Here is a 21,818-nt window from a genome sequence, read left to right on the forward strand (position 1 = left end):
CGCCGGTCATTTTTCCTTTTTCACTGACTAGCGGACACTCGATGGTCGCTACGGAGCCGAACGGAGCATGGGAAGGAGTCGAACTAATGGTGGGCTAGGGTCGAACTATGCCGCTGAGCTTCGAAATGGACCCGTCGATCACGCGCGAACTCCACGACGGTCTCGGCTCGTTGTGGGCGGACGTCACCAACGCGGACGGAGCGGTCGGCTTCCTGCCCCCGGTCACTCCCGAAGACATACGTCCGGATCTGCTCACCCACCTGGCGGCCGTCGACTCCGGCCGTGCCAGGATGCTGATCGGCCGCGACGAGCAGGGCAGCGTCGCCGCGAGCGCGTTCCTGGCCTTCAACGCCCACAGGCTCAAACGCCACTGGTGCTCGGTCTACACGGTGATGGTGCATCCCGCCTCACAGGGCATGGGCCACGGCCGGGACCTCATGTCGGCCGTCGAGAAGGAGGCGCGCGGCATGGACGGCATCGCGGCGCTGCGGCTCAGCTGCCGTGGCGGGCTCGGCCTGGAGCGCTTCTACGTCAGCTGCGGCTACCGCGAGGTCGGACGGCTGCCGGACGCGATCATGGTCTCCGAGGACGACTTCAGGGACGACGTCACGTTCTGGCTTCCGCTCACCCCGGTCCGGTCCTCCGGCAGCTCTCCAGGCCTCTCCCGCGGGCGGGCCGGGCACGGCGAGGGGCCGGGATGATCGCGTCGAGCCCTGTGTTTGACTGGAATGCGAGCCGCCCGGCGCCCGCGCGTACGTCCTGCCGGCACCCGGCGCCGTTCCGTCCGAGAAGTCCGGAGAAGAACCCGTGAGCAGCAAGTCGCACGCAACGCTCCGCTACACCGCCATGCGGGCCGGTATCTTCGCCGGCTGCTTCGTGGTCGTCGCGGTCCTGGCCTATGTGGGGATCATCCCGGAGGGCATCGGCAAGTCGAACCCGCTGTGGGTGGTGCTGATCGCCCTGGTGATCTCGGCGCCGCTCAGCTTCGTACTGCTGCGCAAGCAGCGGGACGAGATGTCGGCCCAGCTCGTGGACGGCGTCGACCGTGCCAAGGAGAGGCTCGCCGCCAACCAGGGGCAGGAGGACGGCGCGGCATAGCAGAGCGACGCCGCGCCACCCCGGGGTGCCTCCTCGGGGGCGTCCCGAATGTCATGCGAGTCACGCTCCACTCCTCGCACCGCCGGGAATGACCGCTGTGCACGGGCGCGTTGTGGGTCGTCGTACTCCGCGGAGGGAAGCCTTCGGGGAGCCCGACCCCACATCCATCGCCGAGCGGGAGTGCGACGTGACCTCGTCCCCAGATACCTCGAAGGACACCCCGACCGCGTCGCCTGCCGCGGCACCGGGACGCAGCCGGATACCCAGGGTCCCCTTCTGGGCGCAGATACTGCTGGGTCTGCTCCTGGGCGTCGCGCTCGGCTGGGCCGCACGCAGCGGTGACATCTCGTGGCTGGGGACGGCGCTCACCAAGACCGGTGAGATATTCGTGCAGTTGCTGAAGCTGGTCGTCGCCCCGCTCGTGTTCTTCGCGATCACGATCTCGATCACGAACCTGCGGAACGTCCACAACGCCGCCCGGCTCGCGACCCGGACGCTGCTGTGGTTCATGGCCACCTCGCTCATCGCGGTCGCCATCGGGCTCGTCATCGGCCTGCTCACCCACCCCGGTTCGGGCACCGGGCTCTCCGCCGGCGACGCCGCCGAGCCGGAGGAAGCCGGCACATGGCTGGACTTCCTGACCGGCATCGTCCCGACCGACATCGTCACGCCGTTCACCGAACTGCAGGTTCTGCAGATCGTGTTCATGGCCGTCGTCGTCGGCGTCGCCGCACTCAAGCTCGGCGAGAAGGCGGCACCGCTGCTCACCTTCGGCGAGGCGGTACTCGCGCTGCTGCAGAAGGCACTCTGGTGGATCATCCGGCTCGCGCCGATCGGCACCGTCGGCCTCATCGGCACCGCGATCAAGGACTACGGCTGGGACCTGATCGGCAAGTACGCCACCTTCACGGCCGATGTCTACATCGGCTGCGCCCTCGTCCTCTTCGGCGTCTACCCGCTGCTGCTGGCCACCGTCGCCAAGGTCAACCCCCTGCAGTTCTTCCGCGGGGCGTGGCCGGCCATCCAACTGGCCTTCGTCTCCCGCTCGTCGGTGGGCACCATGCCCGTCACCCAGAAGGTCACCGAACGCCTCGGCGTCCCGCGGGAGTACGCGTCGTTCGCGGTGCCCTTCGGATCGACGACGAAGATGGACGGCTGCGCCTCGATCTACCCGGCCATCGCGGCGATCTTCATCGGAGAGTTCTACGGGATCCAACTGGGGTTGCGCGAGTACCTGTTGATCGTCGTCGTCTCGGTCATCGGCTCGGCCGCCACCGCGGGCCTCACCGGCGCCACGATCATGCTGACCCTGACGCTGTCGACGCTGGGGTTGCCATTGGACGGCGTCGGCCTGCTGCTGGCGATCGACCCGGTCCTGGACATGATGCGGACGGCGACGAACGTCGCGGGCCAGGCCGTCGTTCCGGTGCTGGTGGCGGCGAGGGAGAAGATCCTCGACCGCGACAAGTACGCGAGCGCACGGGGCGCTGACCTGGACGGCTTCGAGCCGGAGCCGGAGCCGCAGCCGGCGCCCGCGGCGGCGTAGCGCGGTTCTGCCGCATCGGTGGCCAACTCCCCTGGCTTCTCCGGAGGTCGGGGGAGTTGCCTGTTCCGGTCCCATGCCAGGTGCCCTCGGTGGGGACGGTCCGTCTGGTATCTGCTGTGCTGCGTGCCGGGAGCTGGGCCTCGACAGTGAGGGCGCGAAGCTGATCCGCTTCGGCGAGAACGCGCTCTTCCGGCTCTCGGCTCGCCCGGTGATCCGCGGCCCCGGTTGGCGTCAGTGTTTGGTGTCCGCCCGGAGAGGCGGTCCAGTTGGCTCACCAGGCCCGCTGTCACAAGGTGCCAGGTGTGACACCCCGGTGCTTCAGTTGGGCCCGACCGCTGCTCGGGCCGGTGAGCGTATCCCGCTGTTCCGCCGTCTCGGGCAGGTCAGGGGATGCGCTGAGACAAGCAGGACAGGTGCAACACGTCTAGGACATCAGGAGTCCTGCTCCTCGTCCCCGCAGTTCGCGACGCCAGGATCTGGGGTCACCGATCCATGCGGGTCGACGTCGGCCAATTGCCCTTCGGGGAGCTCAGAGCCGTGGTTGACGATTCGGCCGGAGGTATGGCGTTCCCAGATGCGCCCGTAGCGGTCCTGGAAGTAGAAGCTGTGGAGCTTGGCGGAGTTGCCTCTGGGGGCCGCTCTGGCGGCGCGGGCGGCGTCAGCGAGGGCTGAAGCGTCGTCCAGCTTGAGGGCGGTGCAGGCGGGAAGGGCAGTGGGGCTGTGCAGGAGGAGACGGTCACCGCCGCTGACTTTGTAGGCAAGTCCCCAGCGGGGAAGCGGATCAAGGGACCGGTTCGTGATGACCACCGCTCCGGCTTCGGAGCCGGCGGGCCTGGTCCGTACGAAGCTGACAGTGGCGGCCTGGTCGCGCATGTCGAAGTAGTCGCGCATGGCCTGGCGATCGACGGCCCTGTCCTGGATGGCATTGGAGTTTTCCTGGGCGGCGGCCGTCACGGCCCCGACCCAGTAGGAAACGGCGACGGTGGCGAGGGCGGCCACGGCCGTAAGGACTGTGGCGGACGCCGTCGCGTCTAAGCGTCTGCGGTCGACCTCTCGGCCGTCAGGCCGTGTGGTGGTCCCGGAATCGTTTCCCTGGTTCGTACAAGGTTCTGGAACCGTGTTCACTGCGTCCTCCTCTGTGCGGTTGTGGTGGGTGTGGGTCCACATCGCGGGTCGTCTGCGGTCCCAGCAGCCGGTAGCCGAGCCGTATCAGCGCCACCTCCTCGGGCACGACGCGCTGGAGGTTCGATCCGGCCTTGAAGCCGAAGACTCGGGGCCCGCCGGCGTGCGGCTTGCCCTTTTTCCGCCGTTGCAGGAGGGGCTGTTGGTGCGCTCCGAACATGCGCTCGGTCTCCTGCTGGGCCACCGCGCCCCGGATGGTGAGACCATCCGGCCGTTGGCCGTTGGCCGTTGGCCGTAGCGGTGTCCTCGCCTTCGGTGGTGAAGAACTGCGGTCTGGCGGGCTCGATGGCGGCTCGGCCTCGTCGCGCTACTTGTAGATCTCGCGGTACAAGCCAGTGGGCGGGTCGCTCTTACCTCTGCGGCTGTTGCGGTTGTCCGCTGGTCGTTCGGCTAGAGGATAGTGGGCTCGGTCTGCCGCCGTCGCAGGTAACTGTGTTTGCAGCGCGAGCTGTTGGACGTGTTGCCGCCGAGGTGATCCTGGCTGGTGCGCGGCCCCGACGAGGGTGCCTCGGCAGGCCGCGAAGGGGCCGAGCCGGCCAGGTGCCCGCACACGCTCGGCTCGCCTGAGCCGACCGCGTAGGTCCGCGGATACGCGAAGACCGCGCGGCCAGGGCGCGAGGTCGAAAGCTAGCCAGTGCTCTGCTGCGGTGGTACCCGATCGAGCTTCTGCCGGATGTGCGACGACATCTTTTCGTCCAGCTGTATGTGCAGCTGCGTATTCCCGCAGGCCGCGCAGACGTAGGCGTCGAACAGTGGCTGCTTGGACCGGAACTTGCCCGTTCCCGCCTGGCGGAGCCCGGCCTGCGCCACGTACTCGCCCCGGTACACCTCGCCGCCGCCGCAGACCCCGCAGCGTCCGTAGCGCATATCCCCACTAGTCATGGGGATGAGCCTAGGTCCATGCACGGTCGAGCTGACGAATCAGCCCACGGCGCCGGATGCGGCCCTGCACGTCACCGCTTGACCATGACGTGTCCCTCAGTCGGTCAACCGCACTGGCCGACATGGATAGTTGGCGCACGGCGACGAACGTCGCGGGCCAGGCCGTCATTCCGGTGCTGTGGCGGCGAGGGGGAAGATCCTCGACCGCGACGAGTACGACGGCGCCCGCAGCATCGACCTGGACGCCTTCGCCCCGGAGCCCCGGCCGGTCACGGTGGCGGGGTGGTTACGGGCGACGTGCGCGGCGTGCGGCGTGCGGTGACGCCGCGCGAAGTCACCTGCGGCATCCGGGTCGTTCAGGCTGGGATTGCCCCCTTGAGAGGCCCCCGTCAGCCGATCACAGTGTGAGGCTGAGGTCCCGACCACGAGCGAAGCCGCAGGAGGAACGCCGACGTGGCAGTGATGTTGTTCGGGTCCTTGGACACCAAGGACCAGGAGTACGCATTCGTTCGCAGTCTCATCGTCGAGCAGGGACTCGACGTCGTGCTCGTCGATACGGGGGTGCTGGGGGCACCGGCCGTCGAGGCCGATGTGTCGGCCGCCGCAGTCGCCGAGGCTGCGGGAACGAGCCTGGAGGCGCTGCGCGCCCGGCGCGACCGGGGGCATGCGCTGGCCACGATGGCTGCCGGGGCCAAGGCCGTCGCCGAGGACCTGCATGCACGCGGGCGGCTCAGTGGCGTGCTGGCCCTCGGGGGAAGCGGCGGTTCCGCGGTCGCCGCGACCGTCATGCAGACGCTGCCCGTCGGCCTTCCGAAACTGCTGGTGTCGACGATGGCCGCCGGTGATGTCTCCCCGTACGTCGGCACATGCGACGTCACGCTGATGTACAGCGTGGTCGACATCGCCGGCGTCAACTCGGTCTCCAGGCAGGTCCTCGCCAACGCGGCGGCCGCCATCGCCGGGATGGCCTCCGCATACGACGCCCGGCGAATTGCCGGCGCCGCACCGCAGGACAAGCCACTCGTCGCGGCGACCATGTTCGGCGTCACGACGTCGGCCGTGGACACGGCCAGGCGGCGGCTGGAGGAACTGGGTTACGAGGTCCTGGTGTTCCACGCGACCGGCTCGGGCGGTCGCACGATGGAGGCGCTCGTGGCCGGTGGTCACCTCGCGGGCGTGCTCGACCTGACCACCACCGAGATCGCCGACGAGGTCGGTGGCGGCGTGCTGTCCGCGGGCCCGGACCGGCTCGGCGCGGCGGCCAGGGCCGGGGTGCCGCAGGTGGTCAGCTTCGGTGCGCTCGACATGGTGAACTTCGGTCCGCGGGGCACCGTGCCGGAGCAGTTCGAGGACCGCACGCTGCTGGTTCACAACGAGGCCGTGACGCTGATGCGGACGAGCACGGCCGAGGCCGCCGAGATCGGGGACGTGATCGGCAAGAAGCTCGCCGCGTCCACCGGCCCGGCCGCGTTGTTCGTACCGCGTGGCGGATTCTCCGCCCTCGACGCTCCGGGCGGGCCCTTCTGGGACCCCGGGGCGGACGCCGCGTGCGCGGGCGCCGTCCTCGCGGCACTCGAAGGCAGCGGCGTCGAGGTCGTCGACACCGATCTGCACGTCAACGACGCCGAGTTCGCGGAATCGGCCGCCGAGCACTTGCACCGACTCATCCAGAGGGAGCGCCATGGATCGTAATCAGGCACTCGCCGCCTTCCGCGCCCAGATCGGGGAAGGACGGCCGATCATCGGTGCCGGTGCGGGCACCGGGCTGTCCGCGAAGGCGGCCGAGGCAGGTGGCGTCGACCTGCTCATCGTCTACAACTCCGGGCGATTCCGGATGGCCGGGCGTGGTTCGCTGGCCGGGCTGATGCCGTACGGCGACGCCAACGCGATCGTGCTGGACATGGCCGGCGAGGTGCTGCCCGTCGTCGAATCCACACCGGTCCTGGCCGGGGTCTGCGGCACGGACCCGTTTCGCCGGATGCCGTGGTTCCTCGACCAGCTTCGGGCGATCGGGTTCACCGGCGTGCAGAACTTCCCGACCGTCGGCCTCATCGACGGGGTCTTCCGCGCCAACCTCGAAGAAACCGGCATGGGCTTCGACCTCGAGATCGAGATGATCAGGCTCGCTGCCGAACGCGAACTGCTCACCGCGCCCTACGTGTTCGACGCGGAGCAAGCCACCGCCATGGCCGAGTCCGGCGCCGACATCATCGTCCCGCACCTCGGCCTGACGGCGAAGGGCAGCATCGGCGCGAGGACGACCGTCAGTCTCGATCAAGCCGTCGACCGCGTCCAGGAGATGCGCGACGCCGCGGTCGCCGTGGCACCCCGGATCCACGTGCTGTGCCACGGCGGTCCGCTCGCGGAGCCGGACGACGTGCGCTACGTCCTGGACCGGACACAGGGCATCGCCGGATTCTTCGGCGCCTCGTCGATGGAGCGGCTGCCCACGGAGCGGGCCATCGCCGATCAACTGCGTGCGTTCAAGCAGCTTCCCGCCACCGGTTGACGGCGGGGCGTCACCCCTTGGAGAGGAGAGTCCACATGCGCCGAGAGCCGAGCGCGATCCCCACGATGGTCTTCGACTGGGGGTCGATCAAGTGGCACGTGACGCCCGACGCCGTTCCGGATGCGTCGTCGACCCTGGGAGAGGTCGTCATCAACCCCGGCAAAGGTCACGACAGGCACGAACACCCGGACGCCGACGAGATCCTCTACGTCATCGAAGGCGAGGGCAGGCAGACGGTCGGCGACGACCCGGAGTTCACGGTGCGGCCGGGCGACGCCGTCTGGATCCCGAAGGGCACGCCGCACTCCACGTTCAACACCGGATGGCGGCCCCTGCGGCTGGTTGCGACGTACACGCCCGGCGGTGCCGAGAACGCATTGCGCGGCATGCCCGGTTTCGTCGAGCTGGCACCGGGTGAGGTGCCGACCTGGGCGGTGGCGCCGGGGTGATGGCCCGGCCACGCCACCTTCGTCGCGTGGCACCCGTCAACCGCACCGGCCGGCCTCATGAGCTGGTGTGCGGCGACGAACGTCGCGGGGGCAAGCCGTTCTGGTTCTCCCGTCCAGCTGCTCGCCGGATCACCGGCCTCCGTGTGGGAGCCGGGTGACTCGGGCTGTCCCTGTGGGCCGGGCCGTCGAGAGCGGGACACAGGTCCGGAAACGTGGGTTTTACGTCCTTCGGAGGCAGGGCCGAGTGACGACACATCGGCATAAGGTCGCCTCATGAACCAACTGCGTGTGTTCGTAGTCGGATATCACGCGGCGGAGTTGCCGGACATCGCCTGCATGACGCCGAGCCCCGCCGCGGGGAACGTTCTCGGTGCCGCCCCGCCGTGAGAGGGGACCCGGGACACCACGAACGGAGCGCCCTCATGGCGCGACACGACGCGCGGACAGGCGAACGTCCGCACGCCGGGGAGAGTGCACGTCCCGCACTGCCCTAAGCAGCGATACGGGGTGACCGGCCGCGGGGAGGCCGTGGCGGGCCCCGGCACTACTCCCCGGGGAGCAGTGCTTGCGCCTCTCCGCGAGGGACGCTTCCCGGCGCGGGCCGCAGCAGACTGAGGCGCGGGCACAGGGCGGCAGGAACGGCTGCGTCTCGGCGGGAGAGACGCGATTGCGGTGTTCGCCGCCGCACGAGGGGCACGGCGCGGTTCCACGGGGGGCTGCCGCGCCGTGCCGCTGCTCGACGCGGACGCGGCACGCGGCCGACGGCCCGTTCGTGTACCTGGATCTCGCCCACGCGGCTTCTGTGCACGGACCGTTGTGCCCACCCCAGCTCCCCACTGACACCAGTCATCGGAGAGCCCATGTTGCGGGTGCACTTCACCAGCGAGGACATCGCCCGGGTCCGGGTCGCCGCGGCGCCCGATCCACTCTGGGAGATCACCAACAGTTTCCAGATCCTCATCACCAGAGGAGCTCCCCCGGTGTTCGCAGAGTGGCGCCACAGGGTCGGGCCCCGTCTGCCTGCGGCAAGCCGGCTGCTTGCCGAACTGCTGCCGGCGTCCGGCTACTCGCCCGACTTCCTCACACCCGACCTCGGTGGCCGCTTCGACCTGGGGAGTGCGGTGGAGACCGTGCTCGGCACGGCCAGGGCGGATCTGCGGAAGGACGTGGGCAGACTCGGCGCCTCGCGGGGCCGATTACGTCCGCTGTCAGCCGACGTCCGTGCCTTGGCCGACGGCGATGCGGCGACGCTGCGCCGGCTGCGGGCCGCTCTGTGCGGATACCACCGGAGCGCCCTCGCCCCCTTCTGGCCGCAGATCCGGGCGCAGGTGGACGCCGACCGCGCCATCCGTACGCGGGCGGTGCTGGAGGGCGGAATCGACGGGCTGCTGGCGAGCTTCAGACCCGTCCTGCGCTGGGAGCCCCCGGTGCTGGAGGCCGACTATCCGGTTCGCCGTGTCCTGCCCCTGGAAGGCCGGGGACTGCTGCTTCAGCCGTCCTTCTTCTGCTCCCGAAGACCCGTCACGCTGGCCGACCCCGACATGACCCCGACCCTCGTCTACCCCATCCAGCACACGCTCGGCTGGGCCGCGTCCCGAAGGGGCACGTCGGCGCGGGGCGCCGACCTGGCAGCTCTCATCGGCCGAACCCGTGCCGCTGTGCTGGAGGACGTCGCAGACGGCCGTACCACCGGCGAACTCGCCGAGCGGCTGAGCATCTCCGCGCAGGACGTCAGCTACCACACCGCCGTCCTGCGCCGGTCCGGCCTGCTGCTGAGCGTCCGGCGCAGCAAGAACGTGCTGCACACGATCACGCCTGCGGGGCTCACTCTCCTGACCGGTCCGTCGGGCACGCCGGGCGATGGATAAAAGCACATTTTTAGGGTGTCGCGGCGGTGAGGCCGCTGCCCCCAATCTGGCACCCACAACGGGGAACCACGGGGGGACACGATGCGAGGCCGCACCACTGCACTGATCGTCACCACCGCCGCGGTCCTGACGGCACTCTCGGGCTGTACGGAGGGCTCGGCGCCGCCGGCTGCCGGCGAAGGCGCGTCCCGCGCCCTCACCCGCGCCGAGCAGGCCCGCGTCGACCAGGCCGAACAGCGTTTGATCCAGGGCTGCATGAAGCGCAACGGCTTCCGGTACTGGGTGGAGCCGCCCGCCGGCGCCGACACCGTCCGGGCTTTCACGAACCGCTTCGTCCAGGACGACGTCGAGTGGGCGCGCGAGCACGGGTACGGCGGACGGCTCAGGAAGGCGTTCCTCGCCGCTAAGAATCACGACCCGAACCTCGCTTACCGCAAGCGTCTGTCCCCGGCCGAACGCGAGCGCTTCTCCGACGTGCTGGACGGTGGGTCGAAGACGCGGATGCTCTCCGTCCGGCTGCCCGCCGGAGGCGCCGTCAGGACCCTGGACGGCGGCTGCCGGCACTCCGCCCGTCAGAAGCTGTTCGGCGACACGAAGGTCTATTTCCGCACCGACAAGATCGCCACGAACCTCGTCGCGGTGTACACGCCGGAGATCAGGCGCGATCCGCGCTTCGCCAAGGGCCTCGACGCGTGGTCGCGGTGCATGCGCGAGGCGGTGGGCCGCGGCTTCGCAGAACCGGACGCCGCCCGTGCCCACGCACGCGAGCGGGCCGGGGGACTCAGCACCTCCGGAGCACACGCCGTCGAGGTGGAGCTCGCCGTCGCGGAGGCCGACTGCGCTCGGAAGACCTCCCTGCGCAGCACCCTCTCCCGGCTGGACCGCGAGCACGGCGACCCTGTGCGCGATCGGTACGCCGATGAGATCACCACCAGCAACCGGCTGAAACTGGCGGCCCTTCGAGAGGCGAAGCGGCTCGACCTCCGCGGCTGAACCGACCCCGGGCGCATCGACCGCGCCCGGACCTCATGACCGGGATACCGGTCACCCATCGAGTAATGGACGAAGGAGACACCATGCGCACAATCCGTGCGGTCCTGATGACCGCAGCAGTCACTCTGGCGGCGAGTACGTTCTTCGCGGGCACGGCCCAGGCGGCTCCCGAGCGCGTCACGGGGGCCAACTGCGACAGCCAGTACAGGGCTCACAAGGACGACGGGTACTTCCGGGCGTACGACGCGGTGGACTGCCGCGAGGAGCTCGGCGCGGCACAGGGCGACGACCCCAACTGGGCCGACGGCTCGGGGGCGTTCCGGGGCTCGGACAACGACAAGGCGACGTCGGTGCTGAACACCGGCACGTACTCGGGCGGCATCAACAACGTCCTGCTCTACCAGGGGGCGCAGGGCGGCAGCAACGGCGTGGGGTGCCTGTCCCACGGCGAGCTCTACGTCGACGACCTGCGCGACAACACCTTCACGGGCGGGGCGAACGCCAACAACAAGATCAGCCGCCACTCGTGGTCCAGCTCCTGCACCAACCCCTGGACCTGAGCAGCTTCTCGGCTCACCGACCGCATTCCTGAACGGCGTGCGGCGTGAGCTCTCCGAGGCACAGGGCAGCCCCGTCCGTGGAGGGGGCTGCCCTGTGCCGCAGGTCGGACAGTACGGCCCGGTGCCCGTCCCGTCCGGTGCTTCCCGGTCGCAGAACGCTCCGCGCAACATGCGCAGTTGGTGCGGGGCGGCGAACGTCGCGGGCAAGCCGTCTGCCGGTGGCGCGAGGTGAGAGGCGGACCTGCCCTCAGGCCGCCGGCCGGTTCCTTGTGCCGCGGGAATACCTAGGACTACTATGCATCACGGATCTAGGTATGAGGCAGGGAGGTCTCGTGAGAGTCACCAAGGATCTTGTGGCCGCCTCGGCGACACCGATGGTGCTCGGCATCCTGTCCGAGGGGGAGAGCTACGGCTACGCCATCCTCAGACGGATCAACGAGCTGTCCGGCGGAGAGCTGGACTGGACCGAGGGGCTGCTCTACCCGTTGCTGCACAGGCTTGAGCGCCTCGGGCACGTGGAGTCGAGCTGGCAGTCGGTCAAGGGGGAGCGGCGGCGCAAGTACTACCGCATCACCGACAGCGGCCTCGCCGAACTCGCCGAGCAGCGCCGTCAGTGGAACACGGTCGTGGACGCGCTCAAGCAGGTCTGGCTCGGCCCCGGCGGAGGAACGTTGTCGGCGCTGCCGCTGGAGGGCCGGGCATGACCCCGCCGGACGGCCAGGACGAACTGGAGGCCCAGTTCGCGCAGTGGCGGAGTTACGTGGAGCGGCGTCCGGAGCTGCGGAAGTCCGATGCCGAAGAGCTCGAGGACCATCTCCGGGGTTCGGTCGACGAGTTGATCGCGGTCGGCCTGCGGGCCGACGAGGCGTTCCTGGTCGCGGTCAAACGGATGGGCGGCCTGGACGACCTGTCCCGGGAGTTCGCCCGGGAACATTCCGAACGGCTGTGGAAGCAACTCGTGCTGACGGGCGAGACCGACGGCACGGGGGCGGACACCCGGTCGCGGCGTGATCTGCTCGCGATGGTCGTCTGCGCGGCGGGCGCGGCGATATCCGTCAAGGTGCCGGAACTGTTCGGGATGAGCTTCGAACACGATGGCGCGTTCTACGGACGCAACGTCAGCCTGTTCGCGCTTCCCTGGCTGGCGGGCCTGCTCGCCTGGCGCCGCCGGGCAGGGCAGGGGCTCGTCGGGGCACTGCTGGCGCTGTTCGCTCTCGGCGCCGTGGCGGCCAACGTCTATCCGCTCGCGGAGGACTCCCAGTCGGTGGTCCTGACCGCCATCCATCTCCCCATCGCACTGTGGTTCGTGGCCGGCCTGGCCTATGTGGCCGACGACGTGCGCTCGTCACGCCGGCGGATGGACTTCATCCGCTTCACCGGCGAGTGGTTCGTCTACCTCGCCCTCATCGCCGCCGGTGGCGGTGTGCTGATCGCCTTCGTCTTCGGGACCTTCGAGGCCATCGGGATCGTCCCGGAGGACGTCATCGCGCAGTGGGTCCTTCCCTGCGGCGGCGTGGCCGCGGTCGTCGTGGCGGGGTGGCTCGTCGAGGCCAAGCAGAGCGTCGTCGAGAACATGGCCCCGGTGCTCGCGCGGCTGTTCACCCCGCTGTTCGCCCTGGTGCTGCTTGCTTTCCTCGTGGCCTTCGGCTGGACGGGCGCCGGCATCGACATCGAGCGGGAAGCGCTGATCCTTTTCGACCTGCTGCTGGCCGTGGTGCTGGGGTTGCTGCTCTACTCGCTCTCGGCCCGCGATCCGCTGGCGCCGCCCAACGTGTTCGACAAGTTGCAGCTCATCCTCGTGGTCAGCGCACTCGTCATCGACGTGCTGGTGCTGCTGGAGATCACCGGGCGGATCAACGAGTACGGCACCACACCCAACAAGGCCGCGGCGCTGGGAGAGAACGTCGTCCTGCTGGCCAACCTCGCCTGGTCGGCGTGGCTGATGCTGAGCTTCGTCCGCCGGCGGACACCGTTCGCGGCACTCGAGCGCTGGCAGACGGGCTATCTGCCGGTGTACGCCGCGTGGGCCTGGATCGTGGCCCTGGTCTTTCCGCCCTTGTTCAGCTACCTCTGACCGGAGCCGGGGAGCCCGGAGCCCGGAGCCCGGAACTGTGGGGCCGCGGAGCCGAGGAGCCGAGGAGTCGACCCGGCATCACCGCTGCTCAGGACCGTGATGCTGCCGGGTCCGGCCTGCCGGGTCCGGCAGCATCATGTCCTCGCTCGCGTCCGCCCCGGAACCGGAGGCGGTGCGAGGTCGGCCTCCGCCGAGGCCCGTCTTCGGCGGCCTGTTTGTTTCCGTACGGGCGCCAGGTGTCGTGGGTTCCTCCCGGACGTGCCGCCTGCCGGGGCAGGCCCGGAGCGTGCAGCCGCTGTGCAGCGCGCAGGGAGTCCGGGGCGCTCCCTCCGCCCGTCGAGGTCCCGCGATCGGTCAGGCGGACACGCGGTCTCCGACGAGATCCAGGATGATCGCCGCGAGCTCTGCCGGCCTCGTCATGGGGACGTTGTGGTTCGAGGGGATGTCGATCAGCCTCCGGCCGGGGGCCGCGTCGGCGATGGCCTGCACCTCGTCGCGGCGCGCGGCGTAGGAGCCTTCGCCGGCCAGCACGATCGTCATGGGAGAGGCGACGCGGTCGTACACGTCGTTGCTCGGGAAGACCTCCGCACACTGCTCCACGTCGCTGACAGCCGCGATCTCCCCGATCACCGGTTGCCGGACCCACCGGCCGCCCCGGCGGAGGAAGGAGCGCCGCGCGACCTCGCCGACGAGTCCGGGCCGTGCTCCGGCGTTGAGCGGGTCCTCCCCGGATGTCCGCTCGCACTCGTCGACGTAGGCCCCCATCTGCTCGGAGTCGGCCTTCCAGCCGTAGCGGAACCTGGTCCGCAGACGGTCCGCCGCCTCGGTGGTCCGCGCGGTGGCGTGCCAGGCGAGCGCCGTGTCACGGTCGTTGAGCACCATGCCGTCCACGAGGCAGAGGGCCGCCGGTTCCAGCAGCCCGCTCGCGGTCGCCGCCGTCACCGCGTAGCCGCCGCTGGAATGACCCACCAGCAGGGGACGGTCCCAGGACAGCGCCGTGACGACGCTCCCGAGGTCCTGCCAATACTGTTCCGGCCCGGTGGAGGCCAGCCGGGTCTGCCCGTGACCGCGCAGGTCGACGGCGACCGGACGGCAGTGGTGCACCAGACGGGAGGCCACATCCGCCCAGGCAGCGGCGTTCTGTCCACTGCCGTGGACGAGCAGCACGCCTCTGCCCCGGCCGCCGAAGTCGACGCCCGACAAGACCCCGTCCACGACGGGGAGTTCGATCTCCGTCCCGATCATCTCCGCACCTCCTCACGGGAAGACAACAGGAGCAACTGCTTTCCTGCTCCGCGGAGTTCCGTGTGCAGAGAGGGCTCCTGGCTCCTGCTCCGGGCACGGCGACCTGTCGTCCGAGGGCGGCCGGTCATCTGAGGGCGACGTCGGCAACGATGACGAGCAGCCCGAGAGCCATGTCCAGGGTCCCGGCGAGGAACGCCGCAGGCCACCTGCGCCCCGAGATGCGGGCCGACCATGCCCCCGCACCGAAGAGCGCGGCCGTGTTGAAGGTGAGGGCCGTCTCCACCGCAGTGGCCTCCGGCCACCAGCCCGCGTATGCGGTGAGCAGCATGGCCATCGTGGGAAGTGCGGCGGCGACCAGCGGCCACTCCGCAGCCACGGTCCGGAACGCCGCTGCGGGGCCCCTCGCGTGCCCGGCGGAGCGACCGGCGATCACGTGGGCGTAGCCGTGGGCGGCGGCCCCCGCCAGCACTGTGAGCAGGATCCACAGCAAGTCGTTGCCGGGGTCGGGCCGTTCGCCTTGTCCGTCCAGTGCCGCGGACAGGGTGCTCGCCAGCACGAGCCCGTACGTGCCGCTGAAGAAGACCTGTTCGGGCGGCCGGTGACGCCGGAACCGCCGGGACGACTCGCCGGTGGAGGGCGGGACGGGGCCGCCGGGGTGGGGCATCGCGTCGCCTCGGGGAGATGGGCGGATGGACGCTCATGCTCTCCCCTCCCTGCACCGGGGCGAGGCGGCACACGCCGCGCGTGCACTGCTTGGCCCGAAGGGGGGCGCGAGCAGAGGGAGGACGAAGAGCGCGCCGTCGAGCGGATGAGCCCCGTACATGCCGAAGACCTCCATGCGCGACGGGGAGGGTTCCGCGCACGGAGGTCTTCGACGGGCGGGCTTCAGGTCCGGGGCCACGGGGCGCCGGAGGCTTCGAGAGGGCTTCGAGAGGCTTCGCGGCCGTACGTACAGGCTCCGCGCTGCCGGGGCGTCAGAACCCGGGCTCGGGGACCCGGCCTTCCGGCTGCTCCTCCGGGCCCCGGTCGCTGATGACCTTGGCGATGAAGAAGTCGTACACCTTTACGCCGATGATGCCGCCGATGAGCGGTCCGACGATCGGGATCCACCAGTAGCTGCTGAACCAGTCGAACTTGCCGGGGAAGGCGATCGCGCCCCAGCCCTCGAAGAACGTGAACAGCCGGGGCCCGAAGTCGCGGGCCGGATTGATGGCGTACCCGGCGTTCGTGCCGAACGTGAGGCCGATCGCGACGACCACGAGGCCGGTGATGAAGGGGGCGAGGTTGGCCATCGGGCCCGTGTTGCGCTGGTCGATGATGGCGCAGATCAGCAGCAGCAGGATGGCGGTGCCGATGATCTGGTCGACCAGGGGGCCCCAGAGCGAACCGCCGAAGTATTCGGCGGGGAACGTGGCGAAGATGGAGTAGGTGGGCAGCGATTCCTCCCGTCCGATTCCCTCCTTCGCGTTGAACGCGTCGATCGCCCAGTGGTACGCGGCGTAGACGAGGGCGGCGGCGACGAAGGCGCCGAGGACCTGTGCCGCCCAGTACGGGAGGACCTTCCCCCAGGAGAAGTGGCGCCGTACGGCGAAGGCGAGGGTGACGGCCGGATTGATGTGGGCGCCGCTGATGCCGCCGGCGACGTACACGCCGAAGACGACGGCCAGGCCCCAGCCCCAGGAGATGATCAGCCAGTTGGCGGGGCCGAACTCCCCGGCCTGGCGGCCTGATCCCGAAAGACCGACGACAGCGACAGCCACGGAGCCACAGCCGATCAGGACAAGAACAAGGGTTCCCAGGAACTCGGCGAGCAGCTCACCGGTGAGACCTTCCCCGTAACCGCGTCGGCGTGTACCGCGCTCTGCACTCTGCTCAGCCATCGGCTCTCCTTAATCGGATGGATCAGCCCTGTCCGCCCCTCTTTGAAACCGTAAGCAGGGGGCATCGCGGCGAAGTGCGCCTGAGGGCGCGTCACCCGGTATGTCAATCCGATGGCGTACGGGTATGACGAATGGGTCAGGAGTCGGCGCCGGGACCCGGCGCGGGGGCGGAGCCGGCACCGGCGGCGGACGCCTGTGCGAGACGCCGCCGGCCTCGGCCGATCAGGAACTTGGCCGGGAAGAGCGCGAGCCACACCCACTTGGCGAGGCTCGGGGAGACGAAGGCCAGGGGCACGGTCACGCCGAACACCAGCACGGTGGAGGCCAGGTCGGCCGCGTCGAGCCGCCGCACTCTCCGGTCGGTACGGCCGGAGGGCGGCCCGAGCCGCTTGTGGGAGGTGAGGAGCAGCGCCAGATGGACGGTGTTCTGCGCGGAAACGCTCAAGCCGTAGGTCGCGACAGCCAGGGGCTGGGAGCTGTACTCGGCGAGCAGCGCGGTGGGGAAGGGCAGTACGGCGGTCAGGCCCAGGCCCAGCAGGGTCAGCCCGGTCACCTTGCCGTCCAGGACGGGGAAGCGGGAGAGGATGCGGCGGTGGTCCCGCCAGAAGTCGGAGATCACGGCGAAGCTCAGCGCGTACGCGGCGATGTGAGGGAGCGTCCGGTGCAGCGCTTCCTCGAAGCCCGTGGTGCTCAGTCCCCGTCTGATGGAGATGTCCAGTACCAGCAGCGTCATCGCGATGGAGAAGACGCCGTCCGAGAGGTTCTCCAGGCGCTCGATACCGCCGCTGTCCGGGGCGGCGGCGCGCGTGTGGTCCACGTCCGGGATCGTAGAGCTGCGGACGTACCGCCCGGCTTGTACGCGCCGCCCCGGGCGGAGACCCACACGAAGTGCCGAGGCGGCGGCCGCAAGGCCCCGCACGCTCGGAACCGCACGCTGCGGCCCCGTCCGGCTCGGCACTGTCGAGGGCACCGCCCGGCTCGGCACCGTCGGGGGCCCGCCCGGCCCCCGCTGTGCAAGAGCGCCTTTCCGGGCAACCCTGCGCTCCCCGGTGCGATGACCCAGCGTCCGCGTACGCTTACGTCCGAGGAGCCCGTGGGGAGATGCGGTGAAGGGGCACACAGGTGGGGACCAGGAGCAAGGACGGTGCGGTCCGTCGGCGGATGCCGCGGGAGGTGCGGGAGCGGCAGATGCTGGACGCCGCTGTCGTGGGCTTCGCGCGGCACGGCTACCAGGCGGCGTCGATGGACGACATCGCCGAGGAGGCGGGGGTCTCCAAGCCGCTGGTGTACCTCTATCTGAAGTCGAAGGAGGACCTCTTCACCGCCTGCCTGCGGCGGGAGCGTGCCGCGCTCGTCGAGGCCGTACGGGGCGGCACCCAGGAGCGCGACGTCACCGCGGAACAGCAGCTGTGGAAAGGGCTGTGCGCCTTCTTCGCACACACGGCGGCACGTCCCGACGGCTGGGCGGTGCTGCACAGGGCGGCGACCCAGGGAGAGCCCTTCGCGCGTGAAGTGGCGGGTATGCGGGCGGAGATCACGGAGCTGGTGCGGCTGCTGCTGAGCCGGGCCGCGACGGACGCCGGCTGTGACAGCGAGTTCGCCGAGCGGGAGGTGTCCGGTCTCGCACACGCCATGGTCGGCGCCGCGGAGTCCCTCGCCGAGTGGGCGAACGCCCGTGAGGGCGACGCTCCGTCGGCGAAGGAGACCGCGGCGACGCTCATGAATTTCTGCTGGACCGGTCTCGGGCGGATGACGGAAGGCGCTCGCTGGTCACCTCACCGGTGAGGTGCAGCCGTCCCCCGGGGCTCCCGTCGCCCTCGCCGTTCCCGCTGCGCAGCTCGAAGCGGTGGACGCGCACCGGCGCCCGGTACGACCCGGCGGACGCGGTGGGCTCGTCGCAGCCGAAGGCGACGGCCGTGGGCAGCAGGACCGGTGCTTTGAACTCGGCGCGGGCGGAGACCTGTTCGCCCTCCACGGCCGCACCGGTGGCGGCGAGGGCCCGTGCGAAGGTCCACATGCCGTGCGCGATGTGCCGGGGGAAGCCGAAGAGCTTCGCCGTCAGCGGATGCAGGTGGATGGGGTTGCGGTCGCCGGACGCGGACGCGTAGCGGCGGCCGAGAGCGGAGGGCAGCCTCCAGTGGTCGCGGACGGGGAGCGGGGCCGGGGGTTCCGGCCGGTCGTCCCGGCCGGAACCCCCGGCCCCGCCTTCCTGCCGGTCACGGCCGCCGTGCCGGCACAGGTAGGTGCTGCGCGAGTGCCAGACGAGCCGTCCGTCCAGCCGGGCCTCGGTCACGACGTCGAACTGAGTGCCGCGCCTGTGCGGTGCGAGGTGCTCGGCGTGCACGGAGATCTCCGGCCGGTCCGCTGCCCGTACTGCGCGCTGCTGGGTGAGTTCGATGCCGGTGTGGACGAGTCCGAGCAGCGGGAAGGGGAAGGCCCGCCCGGCCATCAGCCGCATGGCGAGGGGGAAGCCGAGGACGTGTGGCCAGCTGGGCGGCAGCGGCGTCCCCTCGCCGGGCTCGGGGAAGCCGCAGACGCGGGCGTACGCGCGCAGGTGCCGCGTGTCGGTGGCGGCGTCCGGCAGGACGAGCCGCTCGTCGGGCAGCCGGACGCCGCCGTACGGACCGCGCTTCGCCGGTGAGGTGAAGGCTCCCCGCGCCAGGACGGCGGGCAGGCGGGGCGGGGCGGACAGGCGGGTGACGCGTCGCTCGGCGGTCATGACGCTCACGCTCCCAGCAGGGACTGACCGCAGACCCGCACGATCTGGCCGTTCACGGCGTACGAGGCGGGATTCGCCAGCCAGGCCGTGGTCTCGGCGACGTCCACGGGCAGACCGCCCTGGGAGTGGCTGCTCATCCGGCGGCCGGCCTCGCGGATGAAGAAGGGGACGGCCGCCGTCATCTTCGTCTCGATGAAGCCGGGTGCGACGGCGTTGACGGTGACTCCGTGCTCCGCCGCCGCACGCGGTGCGAGGGAGCGTACGAAGCCGATGATTCCCGCCTTGCTCGCCGCGTAGTTGGTCTGGCCGACGTTGCCGGCGATGCCCGCGATCGAGGCCGTGGCCACGACTCGGCCGGTACCCGGGCGCAGCGCCTGCTCGGCGAGGAGGTGGTCCGTCGTACGCAGCACGGAGTCCAGGTTGACCTCCAGTACCGAGTCCCAGCGCTCCGGGCTCATGTTGGCGAGGCGGCGGTCGCGCGTGATGCCCGCGTTGTGCACCAGGACGTCCAGGCCGTCGGCGGGCAGAGCGGCGGCGATACGGGCTCCGGCGTCGTCCGCGGTGATGTCGAGGGGGAGGGCGGTGCCACCGGTCGCTCCGGCGACGCGCTTCAGGTCGTCCTCCGCCTGCGGGACGTCCAGGCAGAGGACGTGTGCGCCGTCCCGTGCCAGGGTCGCGGCGACCGACTCGCCGATGCCGCGGGCGCAGCCGGTGACGAGGGCCGTACGCCCTTGCAGCGGGCGTTCCCAGCCGCCTTCGCCGCCGGTCACGGGCAGCGGCCGGTCCCCCGCCGGGGCGGCGGGCGCGCCGCCGATCTCGACGACCTGGCCGCTGACGTAGGCGGACTTCGGCGAGAGCAGGAACCGGAGTGTGGACTCCGCCTGCGCCGCTGTGGCTTCGGGCGCGAGCCGCACCAGTTGTGCGGTGCGGCCGCCGCCGGTCTCCTTGCCGAGGGAGCGTACGAAGCCCTCCAGCGCCTGCTGCGCCGCCGCCTGCCGGTGGTCGTCCGCCTCGGGTGTCGTACCGAGGACCACGATGCGGCCGCACTCCGCGAGCGAGCGCATCACGGGGTGGAGGCTCCCGTGAACACCGCGCAGTTCCGCGACCGTCCGTATCCCCGTGGCGTCGACGACTGCCGCGGCGTACCGCGTGCCCGGTTCCGCCTGCGTGCGGACGGGCAGGCCGGTGCCTTCCAGCGCCGCGGTCAGTTCCTTCGTGTGCCGGGTGCCGCCCCGGGGCGGCGCGGGAGCAAGATGGAGCAGCGCGCCGCCCTGCAGCACGGGCTGTTCGGCGGACCAGCGGTGCAGCGGTACCGGCCGGGGGAGGCCGAGGCCGCGGGTGAGGAGACGGCCAGGCCGTGTGTTGGTCCAATGCAGATAGCGGTCAGCCATTCCCCAATCCCTCCAGCTCGCGTAAATTTACTTCAGAGTAAGGTTACTTTCAGGTCAGGAGTTTGGTCGAGGATGAGTTCCAACGGCCTCATGTCTTCCGGCACTACGCGCCGTGTCGCGGTGATCGGCGGCAGCCGCATCCCGTTCGCGCGCTCGGACGGCCCGTACGCCACCTGCTCGAACCAGGAACTGCTCACGGCGGCCCTCGACGGGCTCGTCGACCGGTACGGACTGGACGGCGAAGCCGGGCGCGGCATCGGCGAGTTCGTGGCGGGCGCGGTGCTCAAGCACAGCCGTGACTACAACCTCGCCCGCGAGACGGTCCTCGGCTCCCGGCTCGACCCGCGTACGCCCGCCTACGACATGCAGCAGGCGTGCGGCACCGGCATGCAGGCCGTGATCGCCGTCGCCAACAAGATCGCGCTCGGCCAGATCGACGCGGGCATCGCCGGCGGTTCCGACACCGCGAGCGACGCGCCCCTCGGCGTCAACGACGAACTGCGCCGCATCCTGCTGGCCACCCGGAGGGCGAAGACGTTCCAGGAGAGGGCGAGGGAACTGGCCCGCATCCGGCCACGGCACCTCGTCCCCGAGATCCCGCGCAACGCCGAACCCCGCACCGGTCTTTCGATGGGCGAGCACGCGGCCCGCACGGCACGCGAGTGGGGCATCACCCGGCAGGCACAGGACGAACTCGCCGCCGCCAGCCACCGCAACCTCGCCACCGCCTACGACAGCGGATTCCTGCACGACCTCGTCACCCCGTTCCGCAGCCTCGCCCGCGACCAGAACCTGCGGCCCGGCACCACCACGCAGAAACTCGCCGAGCTGGAACCGGTGTTCGGCACCGGCGAGCCCGACGCGACGATGACGCCCGGCAACTCCACCCCGCTGACCGACGGCGCCGCGACCGTGCTGCTGGCCGCCGAGGAGTGGGCGGAGCAGCACGGACACAGGCCGCTGGCCTATCTGTCGGTGTACGAGACGGGCGCCGTGAAGTTCTACGACGAGGACGGCGGGCCCGGAGAGGACGGGCTGCTGATGGCGCCCGCCTACGCCGTCCCGCGGATGCTGGAGCGGGCCGGGCTCGGCATCGAGGACTTCGAACTCTTCGAGATCCACGAGGCGTTCGCCTCGCAGGTGCTCGCCACACTCGCCGCCTGGGAGAAGCGCGGACTGGCCCCCGTGGACCGGGAGCGCCTCAATGTCGCCGGTTCCTCCCTGGCCACCGGCCACCCCTTCGCCGCGACCGGCGCCCGCATCGTCGCCACTCTCGCCAAGCTGCTGGCCGAGCGTGCGGGAGCGAAGCCGGGTGCACGCGGCCTGATCTCCATCTGCGCGGCAGGCGGACAGGGGGTGACGGCCGTACTCGAGAGGGCCTGACCGCCCTCCGCACTTCTTCGTCACCGGGGATCGGCATCT

22 protein-coding genes are annotated in these 21,818 nt (G+C 70.5%); 14 read left to right on the forward strand and 8 right to left on the reverse strand.

From position 1 onward, the window contains the following. Positions 1-107: 107 nt before the first annotated feature. From ACFPA8_RS21000 to ACFPA8_RS21010, 3 genes are all read left to right on the forward strand, one after another. Complete coding sequence (locus tag ACFPA8_RS21000; RefSeq protein ID WP_386450804.1) at positions 108-701, forward strand: GNAT family N-acetyltransferase; 594 nt, start codon at positions 108-110, stop codon at positions 699-701. Between the two features lie 106 nt (positions 702-807). Further along, positions 808-1,098 (forward strand): DUF4229 domain-containing protein, encoded by a 291-nt coding sequence (locus tag ACFPA8_RS21005; protein ID WP_386450806.1) that lies wholly within the window; start codon positions 808-810, stop codon positions 1,096-1,098. A gap of 187 nt (positions 1,099-1,285) precedes the next feature. Continuing rightward, on the forward strand, positions 1,286-2,644 hold the full coding sequence (locus ACFPA8_RS21010; RefSeq protein WP_386450808.1) for a dicarboxylate/amino acid:cation symporter: 1,359 nt from the start codon (positions 1,286-1,288) through the stop codon (positions 2,642-2,644). 432 nt (positions 2,645-3,076) lie between these two features. On the opposite strand, the gene ACFPA8_RS21015 is transcribed toward ACFPA8_RS21010, so the two are convergent. Together ACFPA8_RS21015 and ACFPA8_RS21020 are read right to left on the reverse strand one after the other, a co-directional pair. After that, positions 3,077-3,643 carry a hypothetical protein gene (locus tag ACFPA8_RS21015; RefSeq protein WP_386450810.1) on the reverse strand — a complete coding sequence of 189 codons (567 nt, stop codon included), beginning with the start codon at positions 3,641-3,643 and terminating at the stop codon, positions 3,077-3,079. A gap of 810 nt (positions 3,644-4,453) precedes the next feature. Beyond that, entirely contained in the window at positions 4,454-4,708 is a 255-nt protein-coding gene (locus ACFPA8_RS21020; RefSeq protein WP_386450812.1) for a hypothetical protein, read from the reverse strand. A gap of 178 nt (positions 4,709-4,886) precedes the next feature. On the opposite strand from ACFPA8_RS21020, the gene ACFPA8_RS21025 reads away from it, so the two are divergent. The 9 genes from ACFPA8_RS21025 to ACFPA8_RS21065 all read left to right on the forward strand — a co-directional run bounded on the left by ACFPA8_RS21025 (position 4,887) and on the right by ACFPA8_RS21065 (position 13,161). After that, positions 4,887-5,030 carry a hypothetical protein gene (locus ACFPA8_RS21025; RefSeq protein WP_386450814.1) on the forward strand — a complete coding sequence of 48 codons (144 nt, stop codon included), beginning with the start codon at positions 4,887-4,889 and terminating at the stop codon, positions 5,028-5,030. Between the two features lie 140 nt (positions 5,031-5,170). After that, positions 5,171-6,400 carry a Tm-1-like ATP-binding domain-containing protein gene (locus ACFPA8_RS21030; protein WP_386450925.1) on the forward strand — a complete coding sequence of 410 codons (1,230 nt, stop codon included), beginning with the start codon at positions 5,171-5,173 and terminating at the stop codon, positions 6,398-6,400. Beyond that, positions 6,390-7,217: a phosphoenolpyruvate hydrolase family protein gene (locus ACFPA8_RS21035; protein WP_386450816.1), complete on the forward strand. Its 828-nt coding sequence runs from the start codon at positions 6,390-6,392 to the stop codon at positions 7,215-7,217. The genes ACFPA8_RS21030 and ACFPA8_RS21035 overlap by 11 nt, the downstream gene beginning before the upstream one ends. Positions 7,218-7,252: 35 nt before the next feature. Beyond that, positions 7,253-7,666, forward strand: coding sequence for a cupin domain-containing protein (locus ACFPA8_RS21040; protein WP_386450818.1), 414 nt, complete (start codon positions 7,253-7,255; stop codon positions 7,664-7,666). An 860-nt stretch (positions 7,667-8,526) separates the two neighbouring features. Then, the gene (locus tag ACFPA8_RS21045) at positions 8,527-9,534 is read left to right on the forward strand and encodes an ArsR/SmtB family transcription factor (RefSeq protein WP_386450820.1); all 1,008 of its coding nucleotides are present in this window, start codon (positions 8,527-8,529) and stop codon (positions 9,532-9,534) included. A gap of 81 nt (positions 9,535-9,615) precedes the next feature. After that, on the forward strand, positions 9,616-10,527 hold the full coding sequence (locus ACFPA8_RS21050) for a hypothetical protein (protein ID WP_386450822.1): 912 nt from the start codon (positions 9,616-9,618) through the stop codon (positions 10,525-10,527). An 83-nt stretch (positions 10,528-10,610) separates the two neighbouring features. Continuing rightward, the gene (locus ACFPA8_RS21055) at positions 10,611-11,087 is read left to right on the forward strand and encodes a hypothetical protein (RefSeq protein WP_386450824.1); all 477 of its coding nucleotides are present in this window, start codon (positions 10,611-10,613) and stop codon (positions 11,085-11,087) included. Positions 11,088-11,419: 332 nt separating this feature from the next. Next, a complete protein-coding gene (locus ACFPA8_RS21060; RefSeq protein WP_386450826.1) occupies positions 11,420-11,791 on the forward strand; it encodes a PadR family transcriptional regulator in 372 nt (123 codons plus the stop codon). After that, positions 11,788-13,161 (forward strand): permease prefix domain 1-containing protein, encoded by a 1,374-nt coding sequence (locus ACFPA8_RS21065; RefSeq protein ID WP_386450828.1) that lies wholly within the window; start codon positions 11,788-11,790, stop codon positions 13,159-13,161. The genes ACFPA8_RS21060 and ACFPA8_RS21065 overlap by 4 nt, the downstream gene beginning before the upstream one ends. Positions 13,162-13,515: 354 nt before the next feature. Here ACFPA8_RS21065 and ACFPA8_RS21070 read toward each other — a convergent pair whose 3' ends face one another. From ACFPA8_RS21070 to ACFPA8_RS21085, 4 genes are all read right to left on the reverse strand, one after another. Further along, positions 13,516-14,406 carry an alpha/beta fold hydrolase gene (locus ACFPA8_RS21070; RefSeq protein ID WP_386450830.1) on the reverse strand — a complete coding sequence of 297 codons (891 nt, stop codon included), beginning with the start codon at positions 14,404-14,406 and terminating at the stop codon, positions 13,516-13,518. A gap of 124 nt (positions 14,407-14,530) precedes the next feature. Continuing rightward, complete coding sequence (locus tag ACFPA8_RS21075) at positions 14,531-15,070, reverse strand: hypothetical protein (RefSeq protein ID WP_386450832.1); 540 nt, start codon at positions 15,068-15,070, stop codon at positions 14,531-14,533. A 310-nt stretch (positions 15,071-15,380) separates the two neighbouring features. Further along, positions 15,381-16,286: an MIP/aquaporin family protein gene (locus ACFPA8_RS21080; RefSeq protein WP_386450834.1), complete on the reverse strand. Its 906-nt coding sequence runs from the start codon at positions 16,284-16,286 to the stop codon at positions 15,381-15,383. 136 nt (positions 16,287-16,422) lie between these two features. Next, positions 16,423-17,103: a TMEM175 family protein gene (locus ACFPA8_RS21085; protein WP_386450836.1), complete on the reverse strand. Its 681-nt coding sequence runs from the start codon at positions 17,101-17,103 to the stop codon at positions 16,423-16,425. Positions 17,104-17,447: 344 nt separating this feature from the next. Between ACFPA8_RS21085 and ACFPA8_RS21090 the strand changes: the two genes are divergently transcribed. After that, positions 17,448-18,071 carry a TetR/AcrR family transcriptional regulator gene (locus ACFPA8_RS21090; RefSeq protein ID WP_386450927.1) on the forward strand — a complete coding sequence of 208 codons (624 nt, stop codon included), beginning with the start codon at positions 17,448-17,450 and terminating at the stop codon, positions 18,069-18,071. Here ACFPA8_RS21090 and ACFPA8_RS21095 read toward each other — a convergent pair. Continuing rightward, a complete protein-coding gene (locus tag ACFPA8_RS21095) occupies positions 18,004-19,005 on the reverse strand; it encodes a MaoC family dehydratase (RefSeq protein WP_386450837.1) in 1,002 nt (333 codons plus the stop codon). The genes ACFPA8_RS21090 and ACFPA8_RS21095 overlap by 68 nt on opposite strands. A gap of 5 nt (positions 19,006-19,010) precedes the next feature. Next, positions 19,011-20,396: a 3-oxoacyl-ACP reductase gene (locus tag ACFPA8_RS21100; protein WP_386450839.1), complete on the reverse strand. Its 1,386-nt coding sequence runs from the start codon at positions 20,394-20,396 to the stop codon at positions 19,011-19,013. A gap of 72 nt (positions 20,397-20,468) precedes the next feature. Here ACFPA8_RS21100 and ACFPA8_RS21105 point away from each other — a divergent pair, with 72 nt between their 5' ends. Then, positions 20,469-21,779, forward strand: a complete 1,311-nt coding sequence (locus tag ACFPA8_RS21105; RefSeq protein WP_386450841.1) for an acetyl-CoA C-acetyltransferase — start codon at positions 20,469-20,471, stop codon at positions 21,777-21,779. Positions 21,780-21,818 lie beyond the last annotated feature (39 nt).

Source organism: Streptomyces ovatisporus (assembly GCF_042653885.1).
GTDB lineage: Bacteria > Actinomycetota > Actinomycetes > Streptomycetales > Streptomycetaceae > Streptomyces > Streptomyces ovatisporus.